Consider the following 20,622-nt stretch of genomic DNA (forward strand, 5'->3'; position numbering starts at 1 on the left):
GCGTGACCATGCGGCCACTGCTCGTCACCCTCCACCGCTGGTTCGGCCTCGCCACCGCGGCCTTCCTTTTCATCGCCGGGGCCACCGGCGCCGTGATCTCGTGGGACCACGAACTCGACGCCTGGCTCAACCCGCAGCTCTACGAGGCGCGCAGCACGAGCGGCACGCCCTTGGCACCGCTCGAACTCGCACGCCGCGTGGAAGCGGCCGACCCGCGCGTGCGGGTGAGCTTCATGCCGCTTTCCATCGAGCCCGGCCACGCGTTCGTGGCGTCTGTGCAGCCGCGCGTGAACCCCGCCACCGGCAAGCTCTTCGAGCCCGGCTACAACCAGGTCGCGCTCGACCCGGTGACGGGCGAGGTGCAGGGCCGGCGCGAGTGGGGCAAGGTGTCGCTCACCCGCGAGAACCTGCTCCCGTTTCTCTACAAGCTGCACTACAGCCTGCACATTCCCGACGGCTTCGGCGTCGAGCTGGGCATCCTCTTCATGGGCATCGTCGCCATCGTGTGGGTGATCGACACACTGGTGGCGCTGTGGATCTCGTTCCCCAACTGGCGCGCCTGGCGGCGCTCGTTCGCGTTTCGCCTCCGGGGCGGCGGCCACAAGCTCACGTTCGACCTGCACCGCTCGGGCGGCATGTGGGTCTATGGGCTGGTGCTGATGCTGGCCATCACCTCGGTGGGCATGAACCTCGGCAACCAGGTGATGCGGCCGGTGGTGTCGTGGTTCTCCACGCTCACGCCTTCGCCGTTTGCCAGTCGCACGCCGGCGCCGCCCGATCAGCCCATCGTGCCGGTGGTGGCGATCCCGCAGGTGATCGAGCAGGCGCGCGCCGAAGCGCAACGGCGGGGCTGGCAGGCGCCGGCCGGTGGGGTGTTCGTCTCGGCCGATTTCGGCATCGTCGGCGTCGGCTTCTACGAAGGTGACAACAGCCACGGCGACGGTGGCCTCGGCAACCCCTGGCTCTACTACGACGCGCGCAGCGGCGCCTACGCCGGCGACAACGTGCCCGGCACCGGCACGGCCGGCGACATCTTCATGCAGAGCCTCTTCCCGCTGCACTCGGGCCGCATCCTCGGGGTGACGGGGCGTGCATTGATGTCGTTCATGGGGGTCGTGATCGCCACGCTCAGCGTGACGGGCGTGCTGATCTGGGCGCGCAAGCGCAAGGCACGCGCTCGCGCGAGCGCACCGGCGCTTCAGCCACGCCCGGCGCCGGCCATGTAGCGCGCGGCCTGCGACAGGTCAGCCAGCCACTCGCGGTAGGCCTCGTCGCGCTGCGCCGGGTCGCCGCGCAGCAGCGCCGAGGGGTGCACCGTCACCAGCACCGGAAGCGAGTGCTGGCCGGTGAGCCAGGTGCCGCGTGCTTTCAGCACCGGCACCGCGTGGCCGATCAGCGAGCGGGTGGCGGTGGCGCCGAGCGCGATCAGCGCCTGCGGTTTCACCTGCTCGATCTCGCTTTCCAGCCAGTGCAGGCAGGCCTCGGCCTCGCGCTGCGTGGGCGTCTTGTGGATGCGCCGCTGGCCGCGCAGCTCGTACTTGAAGTGCTTCACCGCGTTGGTGACGTAGAGCTGGGTGCGGTCCCAGCCGAGGTCTTCGAGGGCCTTGTCGAAGAGGTGCCCCGCCGGGCCGACGAAGGGCCGGCCTTGCAGGTCTTCCTTGTCGCCCGGCTGCTCGCCCACCACCATCAGCCGCGCCGTCACCGGCCCTTCGCCGAACACCGACTGCGTGGCGTGCTCGCCGATCGGGCACTCGCGGCAACGGTCGGTCGCCATGCGCAGCGCGGCGAGCGCTTTCTGCGGGTCGTTCGGCAAGGGTTTCGATGCAGCGCTGCGGCTCACGGGTTCCTCCATCGCCAGCAAGGCGATGCGCCGCTTCGGCACGGTGGCCGGCGCATCGACCATGCGACCGGTGCGCGGCAAGGCATGTGCCGTGAGCTCCGAGATCAGCTCGGCCTCGGGCAGGTTGCGCCAGTAGCGGCGCGGCATCTCCTTGCGCATCTGGTCGAGCTTCAGGCGCGCGGGGTTGAAGATGTGGCGGTAATAGGTGAGCCACAGCGCCTCGCCCGCATCGGACGAAGGCGCATCGCTGCGCGCCGCGCCGGGGCCGAAGGTGAGCGAGCTGCCATCCCACCGCACGCTGCGCCTGGGCGTGAGGATGGCCCAGCGCATGTGGGTGAAGCGGCGCATGAAGAAGGGCGCGTTGGCTTCGACGATGTGGTGCTCGGGCTCGAACCACGCCACGTGCAGCGGCTCGGGCAAGCCGTCGTGCACGGGGCGGAAGCGCACGAAGGCGCGCATCTTGTGGAGGTCGCGCCCGACGGCCTTGGCCATCGCCTGCGCGCGCAGCCGGTCGGCGTCGAGCGGGTCGTGGCGCAGCGCGGGCTCGTGCTGCAGGCGCCACAAGAGCCGGTACATCAAGGCGAAGCGCGAAGGGTCGCGGTGCAGGCGCACGCGCTCGCACAGGTCGACGAAGGCGGCAGGCACGGTGGTGGTGGCTTCTGCAGAGCCGGCCCATGCGTCAACCGAAGGAGTGTCGAAGAGATCGGCCTCGGTGCCGGTCGACCAGCTGGCCTCTTCCGGCGGCACGCCCTGCGCGATCAGTCGTCGCGCCGCAGCGCGAAAGCCATCCCAATCGATCTCGCCTTCGAGGGCGATGCGGACTGTCGACATGGCGGCCTCGTGGTCACGCAAACAACGCGGCCTGCACCTGCACGGGCGCCGGCTTCAAGGCCGCCGCCACCTGCGCATCGTCGATCACGCGCGGCTTGTGGTCAGGCAAGAGCAGGAAGGGCAAGGCCTTGCCCAGCGGCACGCTCAGGCGCTTCAGGTCGTCGCTGCGCAGCCGGCGCACGCGGCGCGCAGCCAGCACCCGTTCGACCGCCTTGGCACCGAGCCCCGGCACGCGCAGCAGCAGCTCGCGCGGAGCACGGTTGAGGTCGACCGGAAAACGCTCGCGATGCGCCAGCGCCCAGGCGAGCTTCGGGTCCACATCGAGCCGCAAGAGGCCGTCGTCGGACGCGACGATCTCCTCGTGCCCGAAGCCATAGAAGCGCATCAGCCAGTCGGCCTGGTAGAGCCGGTGCTCGCGCACCAGCGGCGGCGGCTTCAGCGGCAGCGACGAGGCGGCATCGGGGATCGGGCTGAACGCCGAGTAGTACACGCGCCGCAGGCGATACGACCCATAGAGCTGCGCGCTGGTGGCGAGGATGGCGCGGTCGTCGGCCGCATCGGCGCCCACGATCATCTGCGTGCTCTGGCCGGCCGGCGCAAAACGCTCGGCCTTCGCGCGTTTCGGCCGGCTCTTCGGCATCGACACCACGGCTTCGTCGCCTTTGGCGGCCTCTTTCGCGTCGTCGATGTGCACCCGCAGCCGGGCCATCGAGCGTTTGATCGCCGGGGCGTCTTTTTCGGGCGCGAGCGTGGCAAGGCCCGTCTCGGTGGGCAGCTCGATGTTGATGCTCAGCCGGTCGGCATAACGCCCGGCGCGGGCGAGCAGCTCGGGCGCCGCATCGGGGATCGTCTTCAGGTGGATGTAGCCGCGAAAGTCATGCTCTTCGCGCAGCACGCGCGCCACCTCGACCACCTGCTCCATCGTGTAGTCGGGGCTCTGGATGATCCCGGAGCTGAGGAAGAGGCCCTCGATGCAGTTGCGGCGGTAGAAGTCGAGCGTGAGCTGCACCACTTCGTCGACGCTGAAACGTGCGCGCGGCACGTTGCTCGTGACGCGGTTGACGCAATAGAGGCAGTCGTACTGGCAGAAGTTGGTGAGCAGGATCTTCAGCAGCGAGATGCAGCGCCCGTCGGGCGCGTAGCTGTGGCAGATGCCCATGCCCTCGGTGGAGCCGAGGCCACGCCCACCCAGCGAATCTCGCCGCTCGGTGCCACTGGAGGCACACGAGGCGTCGTACTTGGCGGCGTCGGCAAGGATGGCGAGCTTCCCTTGGATGTTCACTGTACAAATATACAGTGATCCACCCTTGGCGCCGGCTGAATGCCGCTCAGGGCGCTATGGCTTTTCTCACGGCATGCTCCCACTGCGCCATGCGCTCCTGCGCCCGTTCGCGCGGCAACGTGGGGCGGAAGGTGCGGTCGACCTGCCACTGCGCCGAGAGTTCGTCGAGGTTCTTGTAGACCCCGCACGAGAGCCCGGCGAGGTAGGCCGCGCCGAGCGCGGTGGTCTCGATCACCTTGGGCCGCACCACCGGAATGCCCAGCAGGTCGGCCTGGATCTGCATCAGCAGGTTGTTGACGCACGCCCCGCCATCCACCCGCAGCTCGGCCACCGGCGAGCCCCCGGCGGCGACGGCGTCGCGGCTCATCGCCTGCAGCAGTGCGGCGCTCTGGAAGGCGATGCTCTCCAGCGCGGCGCGCGCGATGTGCGCCACCGTCGTGCCGCGTGTGAGGCCGACGATCGCACCGCGGGCATCGGCGTTCCAGTACGGCGCGCCCAGGCCGGTGAAGGCCGGCACGAAGATCACGCCACCGCTGTCGGGCACGCTCTCGGCGAGCTGCTGCACCTCGCCGCTGGCCTTGATGGCATGCAGCCCGTCGCGCAGCCACTGCACCACCGCGCCGCCGATGAAGACGCTGCCTTCGAGCGCGAACTCGGGCGTGGCGGTGGGTTGGGCCGCGCTCGTGGTCACGAGCCCGTTGGCCGAGAGCTGGAAGTTGCTGCCGGTGTGCATCAGCATGAAGCAGCCGGTGCCGTAGGTGTTCTTCGCGAGGCCGGGCTTGAAGCAGGCCTGGCCGAAGAGCGCGCTCTGCTGGTCGCCGGCCACGCCGCCGATGGGCAGCGCGGTGCCGAGGATGTCGGCTTTGGTGTGGCCGAACACGTGCGACGACGGGTGCACCGACGGCAGCATCTCGCGCGGCACGCCGAGGATGCCGAGCAGCTCGTCGTCCCAGGTGTTGGTGTTGACGTTGAGCAGCAGCGTGCGCGCGGCGTTGCTCACGTCGGTGACGTGGACCTGGCCGCCGGTGAGCTGCCACATGAGCCAGGTGTCGATGGTGCCGAAGGCGAGCTCGCCCTTTTGCGCGGCCTCACGCGCGCCGGGCACGTGGTCGAGGATCCATTTGAGCTTGGTGCCGGAGAAGTAGGCGTCGAGGATGAGGCCGGTCTTCTGCTGGAAGGTCTTTTCCTTGCCTTGCTGGCGCAGCTCGGCGCAGGTTGGCTCGGCGCGGCGGTCTTGCCAGACGATGGCGTTGTAGACGGGTTCGCCGGTTGTCTTGTTCCAGACGACCGTGGTTTCGCGTTGGTTGGTGATGCCGATGCTGGCGATGTCTTTGGCTTGCAGCTTGGCTTTTTGGAGGACTTCTCTGGCGGTGGCCAGCTGGGTTTCCCAGATTTCCTTGGGGTCGTGTTCGACCCAGCCTGGCTGGGGGTAGATCTGGCGGAACTCGCGCTGGGCCATCGCGACGATGTGGCCGTCTTGGTCGAAGACGATGCTGCGGGAGCTGGAGGTGCCTTGGTCTAGGGCTAGGAGGTAGGTCATTTGGTTTCCTCACTGCGTGGCGGCATGCCGGGTCTCGCCCCGGCGGGCGAGTTACTTCTTTTGCTTCGCCAAAAGAAGTAACCAAGAAAAGGCGACCCGACGGTGGCGGTCCGGCCGAAGGCCGGACTGCTCTGCGGTGCTCGGGTTTGAGGGGCCGCGCCGAACTCACTTCGCGGCCTTTGGCCGCTACGTTCAAACAGGCGGCGCGAAGTCAGTTGTTGATGCGCGCTGGCGCGCGCGCCCCTCAAGCCCTGCGCTCCTCGACGCCACCCACGGGACGCGGTGCGATACGGCTCGCTTCGCATCGCCTTACTCCCCTCCCATACCGTTCGGGCTGAGCTTGTCGAAGCCAGCGCGTGGCACGGGCCCTTCGACAAGCTCAGGGCGAACGGAAAGGATGATCCAGCACGAGGCGAAGCGGGCGAGGGTATCCCGGGACCCTTGAGAGCCGTCGAGCAGCGCAGGGCTTTGGGGCTGCGCGCGTCAGCGCGCTTCGTGAACTGACTTCGCGCCGCCTGTTTGAACGTAGCGAGCGCAGCTCGCGAAGTGAGTTCGGCGCGAGCCCCAAAGTCCGAGCAGCGCAGAGCAGTCGGCCCTAGGCCGACCGGCGAACGGGGGGCCCTTTCTTTTGCCTTCTTTTCTTTGGGCAAGCAAAGCTCGCGAAGCGGGGATCTGCTCACTTTGCGAAGCAAAGTTATGCAGATACCAAAAGAAGGTCGCCCGCCGGGGCGAAATCCCGGCAACCCGCCACGCAGTGAAAAACTCAAGAAGCCACTTCGCACTGCACACCAGCCTCAGCCAAGAGCGAAGGAAACGGCTCCGGCGGCGCCTCATCCGTGAACAACATATCGACCTCGTCGAGCCCAGCAAGCTTCACCATCGCCGGCCGATTGAACTTCGAATGGTCCGCCGCCAGCCACACCTGCCGAGAGTGCTCGATGATCGCCCGCGCCACCTTCACCTCGCGATAGTCGAAATCGCGCAAGGTCCCGTCATCCTCGATGCCCGAGATCCCGATCAACCCGATGTCCACCTTGAACTGCGAGATGAAGTCGACGGTCACCTCCCCCACGATCCCGCGATCCCGCGACCGCACCACCCCACCCGCCACGATCACCTCGCACGCCGGGTTGTCCGACAGGATCGCCGCCACATTGAGGTTGTTGGTGATGACCCGCAAGCCCTTGTGATGCAAGAGCTCGCGCGCAATCGCCTCCGTCGTCGTCCCGATGTTGATGATCAACGAGCACCCCTCCGGCACGGCGGCGGCCACCGCCCGCGCAATGCGCTGCTTCGACTGCTCGTTGAGCTGCTGCCGTTGCCGATAGGCGATGTTTTCCGTCGTCGAGGTCGGCAATCGCACACCGCCGTGGAAGCGCGCCAGCAGCCCGGCCGCCGCCAGTTGCTTCACGTCGCGCCGCACGGTCTGCAGGGTCACGCCGAACTGTTCGGCCAAGGCTTCCACGGAGACAGCACCGCGGTTGCGCACCTCCTGGATCAGGAGCGCTTGTCGGGGGTTGGGGGTCATGCGAAGCGGAATGAGGCCAAGTCTGGGGCGCGAGCGTAGCGGCACCCGCGGGGTTTCGAGTGGGTGGATGTCCGGTCTTGCGTTGCGTTCGTTTGTCCGCTAAAAAGAAAAAAGAGGAAAACAAACGAACACAAACCGAAAACGCCTGTGCGATAGTCCGCGTCTCCCTGAAGGCCGCGCGGCTTTGAATGCACTTCACGACGCAAACGGTCACCTTTTCTGATCGAACGGAGACAGCCGCTTGAACCATCCTGACCCGGGCGCGACCGCACTGGCCGCGCCCGCTGCCCCGCCCTCCGCCCCGCGCGACTGCGATGTGCTCATCGTGGGCGGCGGCATCAACGGGGCCGGCATCGCACGCGACCTCGCGGGGCGCGGGCTGTCGGTGGTGCTGTGCGAGAAAGACGACCTCGCGGCGCACACCTCGTCGTCGTCGACCAAGCTCATCCACGGCGGGCTGCGCTACCTCGAGTACTACGAGTTCTCGCTGGTGCGCAAGGCGCTCGCCGAGCGCGAGGTGCTGCTGAAGAGCGCCCCGCACATCATGTGGCCGCTGCGCTTCGTGATGCCGCACGACCCGTCGATGCGGCCCTCGCTGATGATCCGCGCCGGGCTCTTCCTCTACGACCACCTCGCGCGCCGCGAGGTGCTGCCCGGCTCGGAGACGGTCGACATGCGCCGGCACAAGGTCGGCGCGCCGCTGAAGGCGCAGTTCAGGAAGGGCTACGTCTATTCCGACGGCTGGGTCGACGATGCACGGCTGGTGGTGCTCAACGCCATCGACGCCGCCGCCCACGGCGCGACGGTGCTCACCGGCTGGCGCTGCACCGACGCACGCCGCGAAGCCAAGGGCTGGCAGCTCACCCTGGCCGACGCCTCGGGCGCCACCCAGCAGTGGAAGGCCAAGGCGCTCGTCAACGCCGCCGGCCCGTGGGCCGCGCAGTTCCTCCACGAGCACGCGCACCTGAAAGACACGAAATCGCTGCGCCTCGTGAAGGGCAGCCACATCGTGGTGAAGAAGCTCTTCGAGCACGACCACGCCTACATCTTCCAGAACCCCGATCGCCGCATCATCTTCGCCATCCCCTACGAGGGCGAGTTCACGCTGATCGGCACCACCGACGTCGAAAGCGACAGCCCCATCGGCAAGGCGCAGATCGACGACAGCGAGATCGCCTACCTGTGCGAGCAGGCCAGCCGCTATTTCGAGAAGCCCATCGTGCCGGCCGACGTGGTGTGGACGTATGCCGGCGTGCGCCCGCTGCTCGGCGACGAGCGCAGCGATGCCTCGGCCGTGACGCGCGACTACATGCTCGACTACGACAGCCACGGCGCGCCACTGCTCACCGTGTGGGGCGGCAAGATCACCACCTTCCGCAAGCTGGCCGAAGAAGCCGCCGACGGCCTGTGCAAACGCCTGCACAACCGCCAGCCCGCGTGGACGGCCAAGGCCTACCTGCCCGGCGGTGACTTGAGCGCCTGGATCGGCCCGCCGCAGCGCCCCGACACCGACTTCGAGCGCTTCGATGCCGCCCTCGCCGAGCGCCACCCGCAATGGCCCGCTGCCACCCGCCGCCGCCTCGCGCGCTGCTACGGCTCGCGCATCGAGATGGTGGCCGGCGCCGCCGGTCTCGGCGAAGAGATCGCCCCCGGCCTGCACGAGGCCGAGCTCGTCTACCTGCACGAGCACGAATGGGCGCGCAGTGCCGACGACGTGCTGTGGCGCCGCACCAAGCTCGGCCTGCACATGACCGACGCGCAACGCCAGAGCGTCGCCCGCTGGTGGGCGGCGCGCTGGCCGACTGAAACGATGAACACCGGAGACAACGTGAGGACGACGCAATGGAGTTGACCCTGGAGCGGGTCGACAAGATCGTGGGCCCCGAGACCCACCTCTACCCGCTGGACCTGACGCTCGCACCGCGCGCAGTCACCGTGCTGCTCGGCGCCACGCAAGCGGGCAAGACCACGCTGATGCGTCTGATGGCCGGGCTCGATGCGCCCAGCCACGGCCTGGTGCGGGTCGACGGGCACGACGTGACCGGCATGCCGGTGCGCGAGCGCAACGTTGCGATGGTCTACCAGCAGTTCATCAACTACCCGTCGATGACGGTGTTCGACAACATCGCCTCGCCGCTCAAACTGCGCGGCGAGAAAAGCATCGCCGAGCGCGTGCAGGCGCTGGCCGCCAAGCTGCACATCGAGCCCTTCCTCAAGCGCCTGCCGGCCGAGCTTTCCGGCGGCCAGCAGCAGCGTGTGGCCCTGGCCCGCGCGCTTGCGAAGAACGCGCCGCTGATGCTGCTCGACGAGCCGCTGGTGAACCTCGACTACAAGCTGCGCGAAGAGCTGCGCGACGAGCTCACGCAGCTCTTTGCCGCCGGTGACTCGACGGTCGTCTACGCCACCACCGAGCCCACCGAAGCGCTGCTGCTCGGCGGCTACACGGCGGTGATGGACGCGGGCGAACTGCTGCAGTACGGGCCGACGGCCGAGGTGTTCCACAAGCCGAAGTCCATCCGCGTGGCGCGGGCCTTCAGCGACCCGCCGATGAACCTGATCGCCTCCACCTCCGTTCGCCCTGAGCTTGTCGAAGGGCTTCGACAAGCTCAGCCCGAACGGGTGGGTGGCGCAGGCCCCGTCACCATCGGCGTGCGCGCCAGCGCCCTGCGCGTGCAGCAACGCCCCGGCGACGTGGCCCTGCCCGGCAAGGTGGAGCTGGCCGAGATCTCCGGCTCCGACACCTTCGTGCACGTGGAGACGGTCGTCGGCGAACTGGTCGCACAGCTGACCGGCGTGCACTTCTTCGAACTCGGCTCGAACATCACGCTGTACCTGCACCCGGCGCAGGTCTATGTGTTCGATGCCACCGGCGCCCTGCTCGTCGCACCGTCCCGGGGGATGACCTGATGGCCAAGATCGATCTCGACCTCGCGCACTCGTACCGCCCGAATCCCCAGAAGGATGAGGACTACGCGCTGCTGCCCTTGAAGATGAGCTTCCGCGATGGCGGCGCCTATGCGTTGCTCGGCCCCTCGGGCTGCGGCAAGACCACGCTGCTCAACATCATCTCGGGCCTCGTCACGCCCTCGCAGGGCACGGTGAAGTTCAACGGCACCGACGTGACGAGGCAGACGCCGCAGCAGCGCAACATCGCCCAGGTGTTCCAGTTCCCCGTCATCTACGACACGATGACGGTGGCCGAGAACCTGGCCTTCCCGCTGAAGAACCGCGGCGTCTCGCCCGACAAGATCAAGCAGCGCGTCGGCACGATCGCCGAGATGCTGGAAATGAGCCACCAGCTCGACACCCGCGCGGCCGGCCTCGCGGCCGACGCCAAGCAGAAGATCTCGCTCGGCCGCGGCCTGGTGCGCGAAGACGTGAGCGCGGTGCTCTTCGACGAGCCGCTCACCGTGATCGACCCGCACCTCAAGTGGCAGCTGCGCCGCAAGTTGAAGCAGATCCACCATGAGTTGAAACTCACGCTGATCTACGTGACGCACGACCAGGTGGAGGCGCTGACCTTCGCCGAAGAGGTGGTGGTGATGACGCGCGGCCGGGCGGTGCAGATCGGCAGCGCCGACCAGCTCTTCGAGCGCCCGCAGCACACCTTCGTCGGCCACTTCATCGGCTCGCCGGGCATGAACTTCCTGCCCGCGGCCATCGTGCCCGGTGCACCCGAGGGCGCCGACACGCTGGGCGTGCGCCCCGAATACGTGACGCTCGCCGACCCGCACGCCACCGGCGCCTTGCAGGCGGTGGTGACGCAGCGGCAAGACGTCGGCACCTACTGGCTCGTCACCGCCAAGGCCGGCGACAGCCTGATTCGCGCACGGCTCTCGCCCGAGACCACCGCGCCGCCCATCGGCGAGCCCGCGTGGTTCGCGGTGAAAGGCACGCACACCTGCTATTACAAGAACGAGGAACTCGTCGCATGAAGCCCGTCAACCAGAAAGCGTGGTTCCTGATCCTGCCGGTCATCCTGTGCGTGGCCTTCTCGGCCATCCTGCCGCTGATGACGGTGGTGAACTACTCGGTGCAAGACATCATCTCGCCCGAGCGGCGCGTGTTCGTCGGCACCGAGTGGTTCAAGGCGGTGATGCGTGACGAAGACCTGCAGGGCGCGCTCTTGCGCCAGATGGGCTTCTCGTTCTCGGTGCTGCTGGTGGAGATTCCGCTCGGCATCGCGCTCGCGCTTTCGATGCCGGCGCAGGGCTGGAAGTCGTCGGCCGTGCTGGTGCTCGTCGCCATCTCGCTGCTGATCCCGTGGAACGTGGTCGGCACCATCTGGCAGATCTACGGCCGCACCGACATCGGCCTGCTCGGCGCCTCGCTTGCCGCGCTCGGCATCGACTACAGCTACACCGGCAGCGCCACCGACGCCTGGCTCACCGTGCTCGTGATGGACGTGTGGCACTGGACGCCCCTCGTCGCCCTGCTCTGTTTCGCCGGCCTGCGCGCCATCCCCGACGCCTACTACCAGGCGGCCCGCATCGACGGTGCCAGCAAGCTCGCCGTCTTCCGCTACATCCAGCTGCCCAAGCTCAGAGGCGTGCTGATGATCGCCGTGCTGCTGCGCTTCATGGACAGCTTCATGATCTACACCGAGCCCTTCGTGCTGACGGGCGGTGGCCCGGGCAATGCGACGACCTTCCTGAGCCAGTACCTCACGCAGAAGGCGGTGGGCCAGTTCGACCTCGGCCCGGCCGCCGCGTTCTCGCTCATCTACTTCCTGATCATCCTGCTGCTCTGCTTCATCCTCTACAACTGGATGCAGCGCGTGGGCACCGCCAGCAAGGAAGGGGCCCAACATGGATGAGCGCCGCTTCAAGAAGCGCAGCATCTTCCTGCTGCTGTACCTGCTCTTCGCCATCCTGCCGGTGTACTGGATGGTCAACATGTCGTTCAAGACGAACGAGGAGATCCTCTCCACCTTCAGCCTCATCCCGCAAGACTTCACCTGGGAGCACTACAAGACGATCTTCACCGACGAGAGCTGGTACTCGGGTTACATCAACTCGCTCATCTACGTGGCCATCAACACGGTGATCTCGCTCTTGGTGGCGCTGCCCGCGGCCTATGCGTTCAGCCGCTACCGCTTCCTCGGCGACAAGCACGTCTTCTTCTGGCTGCTCACCAACCGCATGACGCCGCCGGCGGTGTTCCTGCTCCCGTTCTTCCAGCTCTACACGACGCTCGGGCTGATGGACACGCACATCGCCGTGGCGCTGGCGCACCTGCTCTTCAACGTGCCGCTGGCGGTGTGGATCCTCGAAGGCTTCATGAGCGGCATCCCACGCGAAATCGACGAGACGGCCTACATCGACGGCTACAGCTTCCCGCGCTTCTTCCTCACGATCTTCATCCCGCTGATCAAGGCCGGTGTGGGTGTGGCGGCGTTCTTCTGCTTCATGTTCAGCTGGGTCGAACTGCTGATGGCGCGCACGCTCACCAGCGTCGATGCCAAGCCCATCGTCGCCACGATGACGCGCACGGTGTCTGCGTCTGGCATGGACTGGGGTGTGTTGGCCGCGGCCGGTGTGCTGACGATCGTGCCGGGCGCGATCGTGATCTGGTTCGTGCGGCACTACATCGCCAAGGGCTTTGCGATGGGGCGGGTGTGATGTTCGCTGTTGCCTCTTCATTCGTCACTCGGCGCGGGGTCGTGCCGGTGGGGTGCCCTGCTCCGCTCATGTCCCTCCTCGATGAACGCTCCCGCGTTCATCGATTCCTTCCTTTACTTCGCTGCGCAGGGCACCCCACCGGCACGACCAGCACCCCCGGTGGCACGCCACCCTCTCTTTTCTTCGCATGCCACCACGGTCTCCAGCCGGGAGTGATGGGTACCGGGCGCAGTGAGGTAAAGGAGGAGAAATGGGCGCAGCCCATTTCGGGGGACACGAACGGAGCCCGGTACCCGTCTCTCCCGGCCCGCACCGACGACACACGCTTGCCCTTCGACAGGCTCAGGGCGAACGGAGCTTGGGAGACCAACAGAGATAGGGAGACATCGAATGTTTGAGTGGATGGCCTGGACCCCTCCGGTCGCGATCTTCTTCACCAGCATCGTCCTCATGCTGATCGGCATGACCGTGTGGGAGCTGAAGTCGCCGACCACGATGCGCAAGGGTTGGCTTCCCATGGAGACGACGAGAGGCGACCGCCTCTTCATCGGCCTCCTCACCGCCGCCTACGTCAACCTCGCCTTCGTCGCCGTGAGCGAGAAGCTGATGACCTGGCTGAGCCTGGAGAACGAACCCTCGATCTGGATCAGCTTCGTCATCTCGATGGCACTGCTCGCGCTGATCATGAGGAAGGGCTAGAGCAAGTTTTTCGAAAAGGCATCCGGCCATCACTTCCCAGCCGGCGTGCCAACTTGAGCAATGGGAAGCATCGTCAGGAGACAGACATGAAATTGCGCTTGAACGCTGTGGCCCTGGCCGCTGCTGCTCTGGTCATTGGCCAGAGCGCATGGGCCGGTGAAGCCGAAGCCAAGAAGTGGATCGACAGCGAGTTCCAGCCGTCCACGCTGAGCAAGGATCAGCAAGCGGCCGAATTGAAGTGGTTCATCGAAGCGGCCAAGAAGCTGCAGGCCAAGGGCGTGAAGGAGATCTCGGTCGTCTCCGAGACCATCACCACGCACGAGTACGAGTCGAAGACGCTCGCCAAGGCCTTCGAAGAAATCACCGGCATCAAGGTCAAGCATGACCTGATCCAGGAAGGTGACGTCGTCGAAAAGCTGCAGACCTCCATGCAGTCCGGCAAGTCGATCTACGACGGCTGGATCTCCGACTCCGACCTGATCGGTACGCACTACCGCTACGGGAAGATCATGAACCTGACCGACTACATGGCCGGCAAGGGCAAGGAGTGGACGAACCCCGGCCTCGACCTGAAAGACTTCATCGGCACCAGCTTCACCACCGGCCCCGACAAGAAGCTCTACCAGCTGCCCGACCAGCAGTTCGCCAACCTGTACTGGTTCCGCGCCGACCTCTTCGCCCGTGCCGACCTGAAAGACAAGTTCAAGAAGAAGTACGGCTACGACCTCGGCGTGCCGCTCAACTGGTCGGCCTATGAAGACATCGCCGACTTCTTCACCAACGACGTGAAGACCATCGACGGCAAGCCCATCTATGGCCACATGGACTACGGCAAGAAAGACCCGTCGCTCGGCTGGCGCTTCACCGATGCCTGGCTCTCGATGGCCGGCACCGCCGACATCGGCATCCCCAACGGCAAGCCGGTCGACGAATGGGGCATCCGCGCCTCGGCCGACGGTTGCACGCCGCTCGGCGCTTCGGTCTCCCGCGGTGGCGCGACCAACTCGCCCGCTGCCGTCTACGCACTCACCAAGTACGTCGACTGGATGAAGAAGTACGCCCCGAAGGAAGCCACCGGCATGACCTTCGGCGAAGCCGGCCCGGTGCCCGCGCAAGGCCAGATCGCGCAGCAGATCTTCTGGTACACCGCCTTCACCGCCGACATGACCAAGCCCGGCCTGCCGGTGGTCAATGCCGACGGTACGCCCAAGTGGCGCATGGCCCCCGGCCCCAACGGCCCGTACTGGAAGCAAGGCATGCAGAACGGGTATCAAGACGTGGGCTCGTGGACCTTCTTCGACAAGCACGATGAAAACCGCACCGCCGCGGCGTGGCTCTACGCGCAGTTCGTGACGGCCAAGACCGTGTCGCTGAAGAAGACCATCGTCGGCCTGACCCCCATCCGCGAGAGCGACATCCAGAGCAAGGCCATGACCGACATGGCCCCGAAGCTGGGTGGCCTGGTCGAGTTCTACCGCTCGCCCGCCCGCGTGGCCTGGACGCCCACCGGCACCAACGTGCCCGACTACCCCAAGCTCGCGCAGCTCTGGTGGAAGAACGTAGCCGTGGCCGTGACGGGTGAGAAGACGCCGCAGCAGGCCATGGACAACCTCGCCGAAGAGATGGACCAGGTGATGGCCCGCCTCGAGCGCGCCGGCATGGCCCGTTGCGCGCCGAAGCTCAACAAGAAGGAAGACCCTAAGAAGTATCTGAGCGACAAGGGCGCACCATGGGCCAAGCTCGCCAACGAGAAGCCCAAGGGCGAAACGATTGCCTATGACACGCTGCTGAACGCGTGGAAGGCAGGCAAGGTGCGTTAATCACTGTCCAGAAGCGAGCGGCCCGCGGGTGGGCCGCTCTTCATGCCCCCGACGCTCACGCGCCGGGGGCATTTTTCGTTCAGCGGCCCAGCTTGCCGGCCATGCGCAGGATGTCGTCGAGCGCGTTGCCGTCGCCGTTGAGGTCGAGCAGCGAGCCGAGGCCGCCGCCCGAACTCGCACCCGCGCTGCGAGCACCGCCAAGTCCACCGACCAGGCCGCCGAGCAATCCACCCAAGCCGCCTTCCGAGCTACTGTCAGCCTGCGCACCACCACCCTGCTGCTTGGCCATGAAGCCCGCCACGGCCATCGCCAAGAGGGGCAGCATCTTGCGCAGGAGCGCCGGGTCGAGGCCCGAGCTGCCGGCGGCGTTTTGCGCGACCTCGCGGCTCACGTCCTTGGAGCCGAAGATCTGGCCCAGCACGTCGTTGCCGCGGCCCACGTCGGTAGGCTGCGGCGAGAGCACGTTGTCGAGCAGGCCGCCGCCGCCCAGCTGACCGAGCAGGCCGCCCAGGCCGTCGAGCCCCGAGGGCTGCGCCTGCGCCTGTTTCTTGAAGCCGCCGAGGATGGCGGGCAGCAGCGCCTCGGCGCCGCTCGCCGCCTGCGCCTCGCTCACGCCCAGCTCGCGGCCGATCGCAGACAGGCCGCCCGTCTGCGACAGGATGTCGGTGATGTTCATGGTGGCCTCCGTCAGTCGAGCAGCTCGGCGGGCACGTTGCCGCCGTTGGCCGCGATGTGGGCCAGCACGTTCTTGTGCAGCCACATGTTCATCTTGGCCGAGTCGCCCATCAGCTCGTCGGGGCAGTAGAGCTCCTTGGCGAGGGCCTTGCGCGCTTCCAGGCTGCTGTCGATCTCGAGCAGCTTGAGCAGGTCGACGATGGAGGTGCGCCAGTTGAGTTTCTGCGGGTTGGCGGCGGCGCGTTTTTCGAGCTGGGCGACCACGTCGACCACCGCGATCGGGTTCACGACCGCCGGAGCCGGAGCCGCCGCAGCCGCCACTGGCGCGGGCGCAGGAGAGGCCGCAGCCGGGGCCGCGGGCGTGGCCGCCTGGGCGCTGTTGATGCCGAGCTTGTCGAGGATCTTGCTGAAGAAGCTCATGGGATCTCCTGTTGAGGTGGTGGGAAGGACGCAGTCCATCCTAAGCCCCCACCGCGACAAAAGGTTTAACCCGACACGGCCGCTGGGCCGGGCGGCGGCGCACGCCGCACGAGCCTCAGCAGCACACCGAGCACCCGGCTCAGGAAGCGCGCTGGTGGCAGCACCGAGCGCCGGTTGAACGACAGCTTGCGCACGTGCTGCGGCACCTCCCACTCCCACCAGGTGCCGGTCGGAAAGTAGGCCACCGTGCCGGGCACGAGCCGCTGCACACACCCCTGCGCATCGGTCACGCGCACCTCGCCCTCGAGGATGAGCACCGTCTCCTCCACACCGAAGAACCAGCGGAAGCGCCCGGCGCTGCACTCCCACACATGCGTGGCGGCCCAGCCGTCGGTGTTGGTGGAGTGGCAGCCGCTGCGTGCACACGGCTGCCCTTCGAGCACCCAGCCCGGCTCGATCGGGTCGTCTTGCAGGGTGATGCTGTCGAGCGTCTTGAAAACGGCCGCATCCACTCGCCCTTCTTGCGCGTAAGAAGGGCCAGCCGCCCCACGACAATCGACTCCGCTCATGGCCCTGCTCCTCGTTCGTTTCCTGTGGATCGCCACCGGCCTGCTGTGCGCCGGTGCCGCTGCCGCCCACGACACCTGGTTCGAGCCGCTGCCCGCGGCGCGGCCCGGCGAGGTGCTGCTCAAGCTCGGCACCGGCAACCGCTTTCCACGCCATGAGTTCACCGTGGGTGAAGCCTCCTTGCGCGAGCAGGGGTGCCGCCGCACTGGGGCAAAGGCCGTGCCGCTGCAGGTGACGGGCGAAACGGTGCAGGCGCTGTCGTTGACCGCGCGGCCGGGGGGTGTGGGGCCGGTCACCTGCTGGGCGCAGCAGCAGCCCTTCGAGATCGAGATCGCGCCAGCCACCGTCGAGGTCTACCTGAAGGAGGTCAATGCCTCACCCGAGGTGCGCGCGGCGTGGGCCGAATTGCAATCACGCGGACGGCCGTGGCGCGAGCGGTATGCGAAGCATGCGCGCATCGAGATCGCCGCGCGTGGCGAGACCCGCGCCACCGCCACTCCCACGCCGATGGCGATGGACATGCTGCTCGAAAGCGGCCTGCATGCCCTCACCGCGGGCGACACGCTGCGCGTGCAGGTGCTGCGCGATGGCGCGCCGCTGCCCGGGCTGGCCGTCGAGCTGCAGAACGACCAGAGCCCGATCGGCTTCTGGAAGACCACCGACGCCGACGGTCGCGTGAGCTTCACCGTGCCGGTGGCCGGCCAGTGGCTGCTGCGCGGTACCGACCTGCGCCTGTCGGCCACCACCCCCGACACCTGGGACAGCCGCTTCGTGACGCTCGCCGTGCGCGTCAGCGAGAAGCGCTGATCGCGCCGAGCATCAGGTCGAGGTTCTGCACCGCCGCGCCGGAGGCGCCCTTGCCCAGGTTGTCGAACACCGCGGCCAGGAGCACCTGGCCTTCGGCCGCGTTGTCGAACACCGCGAGCTGGAGGTCGTTGCTGCCGTTGAGTGCCTGCGGGTCGAGCCGCTCCAGCGCCCCCGATTCGGCGGCGCTCAGCACCCGCACATGGCGCGCACCCTCGAAATGCGACGCGAGCGTGGCACGCAGGCGCAGCGCGTCGACCCCGGGCAACGAGCGCAGGTGCAGCGCGATGGTCAAGACGATGCCCTGGCGATAGGCGCCGTAGGCCGGCACGAACACCGGCCGGTGCGCGAGCCCCGCATGCAACGCCATCTCGGGCGCGTGCTTGTGCTGCAGGCCCAGGCCGTACACCTGGAAGGGCAGCGCCTGCTCGGCCTGCGGCCCCTCGTGCTCGTCGACGCCCATCCGGCCGCGGCCCGAATAGCCCGACACGGCGTGGATCGTCAGCGGGTGATCGCGCGGCACGAGGCCGGCGTCGACCAGCGGGCGCAGCAGCGCCACCGCGCCGGTCGGGTAGCAGCCGGGGTTGCTGACCCGCCTGGCCTGCGCAATGCGCTCCGCCTGCCCCGCCACCATCTCCGGGAAGCCGTAGACCCAATCGGCGTGCGTGCGGTGCGCCGAGCTGGCGTCGATCACGCGCACCGCGGGGTTGTGGATCATCGCCACCGCCTCGCGCGCCGCCTCGTCGGGCAGGCAGAGGATGGCGACGTCGCAGTGGTTCAGTGCCTCGGCGCGGGCGCCGGGGTGCTTGCGGCGGTCGGCACGCAGGGTCAGCACCCGCAGGTCGGTGCGCCCTTGCAGGCGCGCGTGGATCTGCAGGCCGGTGGTGCCCTGGTCGCCGTCGATGTAGACGATGGGGAGCATGGAAGCCTTCGAAAACTGGCGTGAGGGTGGCATCTTCAGCGCCGCGCCAGATTAAGAAAAGTTGCTTTTCACAACCCTCATCTTCAGAATTCACGAATCATGCGTGAACTCGACCTCGACCGCCTGCGCACCCTCGTCACCATCGCCGACCTGGGCTCCTTCGCCGCGGCGGCCCGCGCGCTGCACCTCGCACCACCCACGGTGAGCCTGCATGTCTCCGAGCTGGAGTCGCGCCTCGACACCCCGCTCCTGCTGCGCAACCGCGGCCAGGTCGCGCCCACCGGGCCGGGCGCCGCGCTCATCGAGCGGGCGCGCCGCCTGCTGGCCGATGCCGACGCTGCGCTCGACGAAGTGCAGCGCCTGGTGGAAGGCCGCACCGGCCGCGTGCGCGTGGGCGCCTCGACCGGCGTGCTGGCACACCTGCTGCCGCAGGCGGTGGAAGTGCTGTCGCGCGACCACCCGGGGATCGACGTGCAGGTGGCCGTGCTCACCTCGCAGGAGACGATGGCCCGCCTGGCCGGCGGCACGGTCGACATCGGCCTCGTCGCGCTGCCGCAACCGGCGAGCGTCGGCCTCAAGGTGCTGCCCTGGCGGCGCGACCCGGTGATGGCCTTCGTGCCCGCCTCCTGGAAGGCGCCGAGCCACGCCACGCCCACCTGGCTCGCGCAGCAGCCGCTGATCCTCAACGACGCGAGCACGCGGCTGTCGCGCCTCACCGGCGAGTGGTTCGCCGAAGCCGGCGAGCAGCCGCGCGCGCGCATCGAGCTCAACTACAACGACGCGATCAAGAGCCTCGTCGCCGCCGGCTACGGCGCGGCCCTGCTGCCGCACGAGGCCACCGCCGCGCAGGCCGACAAGCGCATCGCCATGCTGCCGCTCAAACCCAAGCTCTGGCGCCCGCTCGGCATCGCCCACCGCACCGGGGCGCTGGAGCCGTCGACCGCGCACGTGCTGGACGTGCTCTGGCGCTTGCGACAAACCTAGACCGACGCCGCCCTTCGCAACTGCGCCCCGAGCGGCGCAAAGCGCTTGCGGTACTGCGCCGGCGTCAACGCCACCTTGCGGCGGAACAGGCGGCCGAAGAAGCTCGCGTCCTGGTAGCCCACTTCGAGCGCGATGGCTTCCACCGGCAGCTCGGTCGACTCCAGCATCTGCTTGGCCTCTTCGAGCCGCACGGTGTGCACGTAGTCGAGCGGCGTCATGCCGGTGGCCTGAAGGAAACGGCGCTTGAAGGTCCGCTCGGCCAGCCCGGAGAGGGCCTGCATCTGTGCCACCGGTGATTCCTCGCGGTAGTTCGACGCCACCCACAGCTGGCAGCGCGCCACCAGCTCGTCGGCCGCACGCGGCCCGCGCGTGAGCGAGGCATAGGCGGTGGCGCTGGTGCTGTTGAGGTCGAGCAGGTTGATGCGGGCCACCTGCATCGCCTCGTCGGGCGAGGCATAACGCGCGATCAGCGCGAGCGCGAGCATGTGCCACGCCACGCCGCTGCCGGCCATGATGAGCCGCTGCTGCGGCCCCGCGACGATGAGGCCCCGCTCGGCATGCCAACGTGTGCGTGGGTACTCGCGGGCGAGCAGGTCGCAGTAGGCCCAGTGCGAAGTGGCCTCCTGGTCGTCGAGCAGGCCGGTGCGCGCGAGCAGCAGCGCGCCCGAGCAGGCCGAGGCAAGCGTGGCCCCTGCGTCGTAGGCACCGCGCAGCCAGGCCACCTCGGCGTCGTAGAGGCCGGCCAACGGTGTGCCCGGGGGAATCATCAGGTCGGTGATCACCGCCACGTCGGGGTGCGGGCAGTCGGCGAAGCTCGCCTCGGGCGTGATGAGCACGCCGTTGCCACCCTCCAAAGGCCGGCCATCGGCGCTCACCACCAGCGGCCGGAACGGCGACGGCGTGTCGGGCCCGCCGTGCAGCATGTGCCAGTCGCGGCGCGTGCTGTACAGCGTGTCGTAGAAACCATAGAGCGTGGCAGCGCTGACGGCCGGCGTGGCCAGCAGCGCGACGGTGATGGGGCGAAGCGGCTCGGTCATGGCAGTTTCGGACGGGTTGTGGCCGGTTCGGCTCTGGTGCGGCCGGCGTGGC

The 20,622-nt window shown here is 67.9% G+C and carries 19 protein-coding genes; 10 read left to right on the top strand and 9 right to left on the bottom strand.

Annotated features, from left to right (window positions below; genetic code table 11):
* Positions 1-8 precede the first annotated feature (8 nt).
* Positions 9-1,226, top strand: coding sequence for a PepSY domain-containing protein (locus tag KF892_12050; GenBank protein ID MBX3625739.1), 1,218 nt, complete (start codon positions 9-11; stop codon positions 1,224-1,226).
* On the opposite strand, the gene KF892_12055 is transcribed toward KF892_12050, so the two are convergent.
* The 4 genes from KF892_12055 to KF892_12070 all read right to left on the bottom strand — a co-directional run bounded on the left by KF892_12055 (position 1,199) and on the right by KF892_12070 (position 7,021).
* Complete coding sequence (locus tag KF892_12055) at positions 1,199-2,671, bottom strand: UdgX family uracil-DNA binding protein (protein MBX3625740.1); 1,473 nt, start codon at positions 2,669-2,671, stop codon at positions 1,199-1,201. The two genes, KF892_12050 and KF892_12055, sit on opposite strands and share 28 nt — an antisense overlap.
* A 13-nt stretch (positions 2,672-2,684) precedes the next feature.
* Positions 2,685-3,953, bottom strand: coding sequence for a putative DNA modification/repair radical SAM protein (locus KF892_12060; protein ID MBX3625741.1), 1,269 nt, complete (start codon positions 3,951-3,953; stop codon positions 2,685-2,687).
* A gap of 46 nt (positions 3,954-3,999) precedes the next feature.
* Positions 4,000-5,493 (bottom strand): glycerol kinase GlpK, encoded by a 1,494-nt coding sequence (gene glpK / locus KF892_12065; protein MBX3625742.1) that lies wholly within the window; start codon positions 5,491-5,493, stop codon positions 4,000-4,002.
* Positions 5,494-6,256: 763 nt separating this feature from the next.
* Positions 6,257-7,021: a DeoR/GlpR transcriptional regulator gene (locus KF892_12070; protein MBX3625743.1), complete on the bottom strand. Its 765-nt coding sequence runs from the start codon at positions 7,019-7,021 to the stop codon at positions 6,257-6,259.
* Positions 7,022-7,262: 241 nt separating this feature from the next.
* On the opposite strand from KF892_12070, the gene glpD reads away from it, so the two are divergent.
* The 7 genes from glpD (at position 7,263) to KF892_12105 (ending at position 15,161) form a co-directional block, all read left to right on the top strand.
* Positions 7,263-8,873, top strand: coding sequence for a glycerol-3-phosphate dehydrogenase (gene glpD / locus KF892_12075; GenBank protein ID MBX3625744.1), 1,611 nt, complete (start codon positions 7,263-7,265; stop codon positions 8,871-8,873).
* Positions 8,864-9,928: an ABC transporter ATP-binding protein gene (locus KF892_12080; protein ID MBX3625745.1), complete on the top strand. Its 1,065-nt coding sequence runs from the start codon at positions 8,864-8,866 to the stop codon at positions 9,926-9,928. The genes glpD and KF892_12080 overlap by 10 nt, the downstream gene beginning before the upstream one ends.
* Positions 9,928-10,956, top strand: coding sequence for an ABC transporter ATP-binding protein (locus KF892_12085; GenBank protein ID MBX3625746.1), 1,029 nt, complete (start codon positions 9,928-9,930; stop codon positions 10,954-10,956). Before KF892_12080 ends, KF892_12085 begins: the two co-directional genes overlap by 1 nt.
* The gene (locus tag KF892_12090) at positions 10,953-11,837 is read left to right on the top strand and encodes a sugar ABC transporter permease (GenBank protein ID MBX3625747.1); all 885 of its coding nucleotides are present in this window, start codon (positions 10,953-10,955) and stop codon (positions 11,835-11,837) included. Before KF892_12085 ends, KF892_12090 begins: the two co-directional genes overlap by 4 nt.
* Positions 11,830-12,642 carry a carbohydrate ABC transporter permease gene (locus tag KF892_12095; protein MBX3625748.1) on the top strand — a complete coding sequence of 271 codons (813 nt, stop codon included), beginning with the start codon at positions 11,830-11,832 and terminating at the stop codon, positions 12,640-12,642. Before KF892_12090 ends, KF892_12095 begins: the two co-directional genes overlap by 8 nt.
* A 390-nt stretch (positions 12,643-13,032) precedes the next feature.
* Positions 13,033-13,341, top strand: coding sequence for a DUF2160 domain-containing protein (locus tag KF892_12100; GenBank protein ID MBX3625749.1), 309 nt, complete (start codon positions 13,033-13,035; stop codon positions 13,339-13,341).
* A gap of 86 nt (positions 13,342-13,427) precedes the next feature.
* Complete coding sequence (locus KF892_12105) at positions 13,428-15,161, top strand: carbohydrate ABC transporter substrate-binding protein (GenBank protein ID MBX3625750.1); 1,734 nt, start codon at positions 13,428-13,430, stop codon at positions 15,159-15,161.
* A 79-nt stretch (positions 15,162-15,240) separates the two neighbouring features.
* On the opposite strand, the gene KF892_12110 is transcribed toward KF892_12105, so the two are convergent.
* The 3 genes from KF892_12110 to KF892_12120 form a co-directional block, all read right to left on the bottom strand.
* Positions 15,241-15,837, bottom strand: a complete 597-nt coding sequence (locus KF892_12110) for a DUF937 domain-containing protein (protein MBX3625751.1) — start codon at positions 15,835-15,837, stop codon at positions 15,241-15,243.
* Between the two features lie 11 nt (positions 15,838-15,848).
* On the bottom strand, positions 15,849-16,256 hold the full coding sequence (locus KF892_12115) for a DUF3597 domain-containing protein (GenBank protein ID MBX3625752.1): 408 nt from the start codon (positions 16,254-16,256) through the stop codon (positions 15,849-15,851).
* 65 nt (positions 16,257-16,321) lie between these two features.
* Complete coding sequence (locus KF892_12120) at positions 16,322-16,768, bottom strand: DUF861 domain-containing protein (GenBank protein ID MBX3625753.1); 447 nt, start codon at positions 16,766-16,768, stop codon at positions 16,322-16,324.
* Positions 16,769-16,823: 55 nt separating this feature from the next.
* On the opposite strand from KF892_12120, the gene KF892_12125 reads away from it, so the two are divergent.
* Positions 16,824-17,630 carry a DUF4198 domain-containing protein gene (locus KF892_12125; GenBank protein ID MBX3625754.1) on the top strand — a complete coding sequence of 269 codons (807 nt, stop codon included), beginning with the start codon at positions 16,824-16,826 and terminating at the stop codon, positions 17,628-17,630.
* Here the strand turns inward: KF892_12125 and argC are convergent.
* A complete protein-coding gene (argC, locus tag KF892_12130; protein MBX3625755.1) occupies positions 17,614-18,582 on the bottom strand; it encodes an N-acetyl-gamma-glutamyl-phosphate reductase in 969 nt (322 codons plus the stop codon). The two genes, KF892_12125 and argC, sit on opposite strands and share 17 nt — an antisense overlap.
* 66 nt (positions 18,583-18,648) lie before the next feature.
* Here argC and KF892_12135 point away from each other — a divergent pair, with 66 nt between their 5' ends.
* Positions 18,649-19,533: a LysR family transcriptional regulator gene (locus tag KF892_12135; GenBank protein ID MBX3625756.1), complete on the top strand. Its 885-nt coding sequence runs from the start codon at positions 18,649-18,651 to the stop codon at positions 19,531-19,533.
* Here KF892_12135 and KF892_12140 read toward each other — a convergent pair.
* The gene (locus KF892_12140) at positions 19,530-20,570 is read right to left on the bottom strand and encodes a helix-turn-helix domain-containing protein (protein MBX3625757.1); all 1,041 of its coding nucleotides are present in this window, start codon (positions 20,568-20,570) and stop codon (positions 19,530-19,532) included. The genes KF892_12135 and KF892_12140 overlap by 4 nt on opposite strands.
* Positions 20,571-20,622: the final 52 nt, after the last annotated feature.

This window comes from Rhizobacter sp., from assembly GCA_019635355.1.
Taxonomy (GTDB): Bacteria; Pseudomonadota; Gammaproteobacteria; order Burkholderiales; family Burkholderiaceae_C; genus Rhizobacter.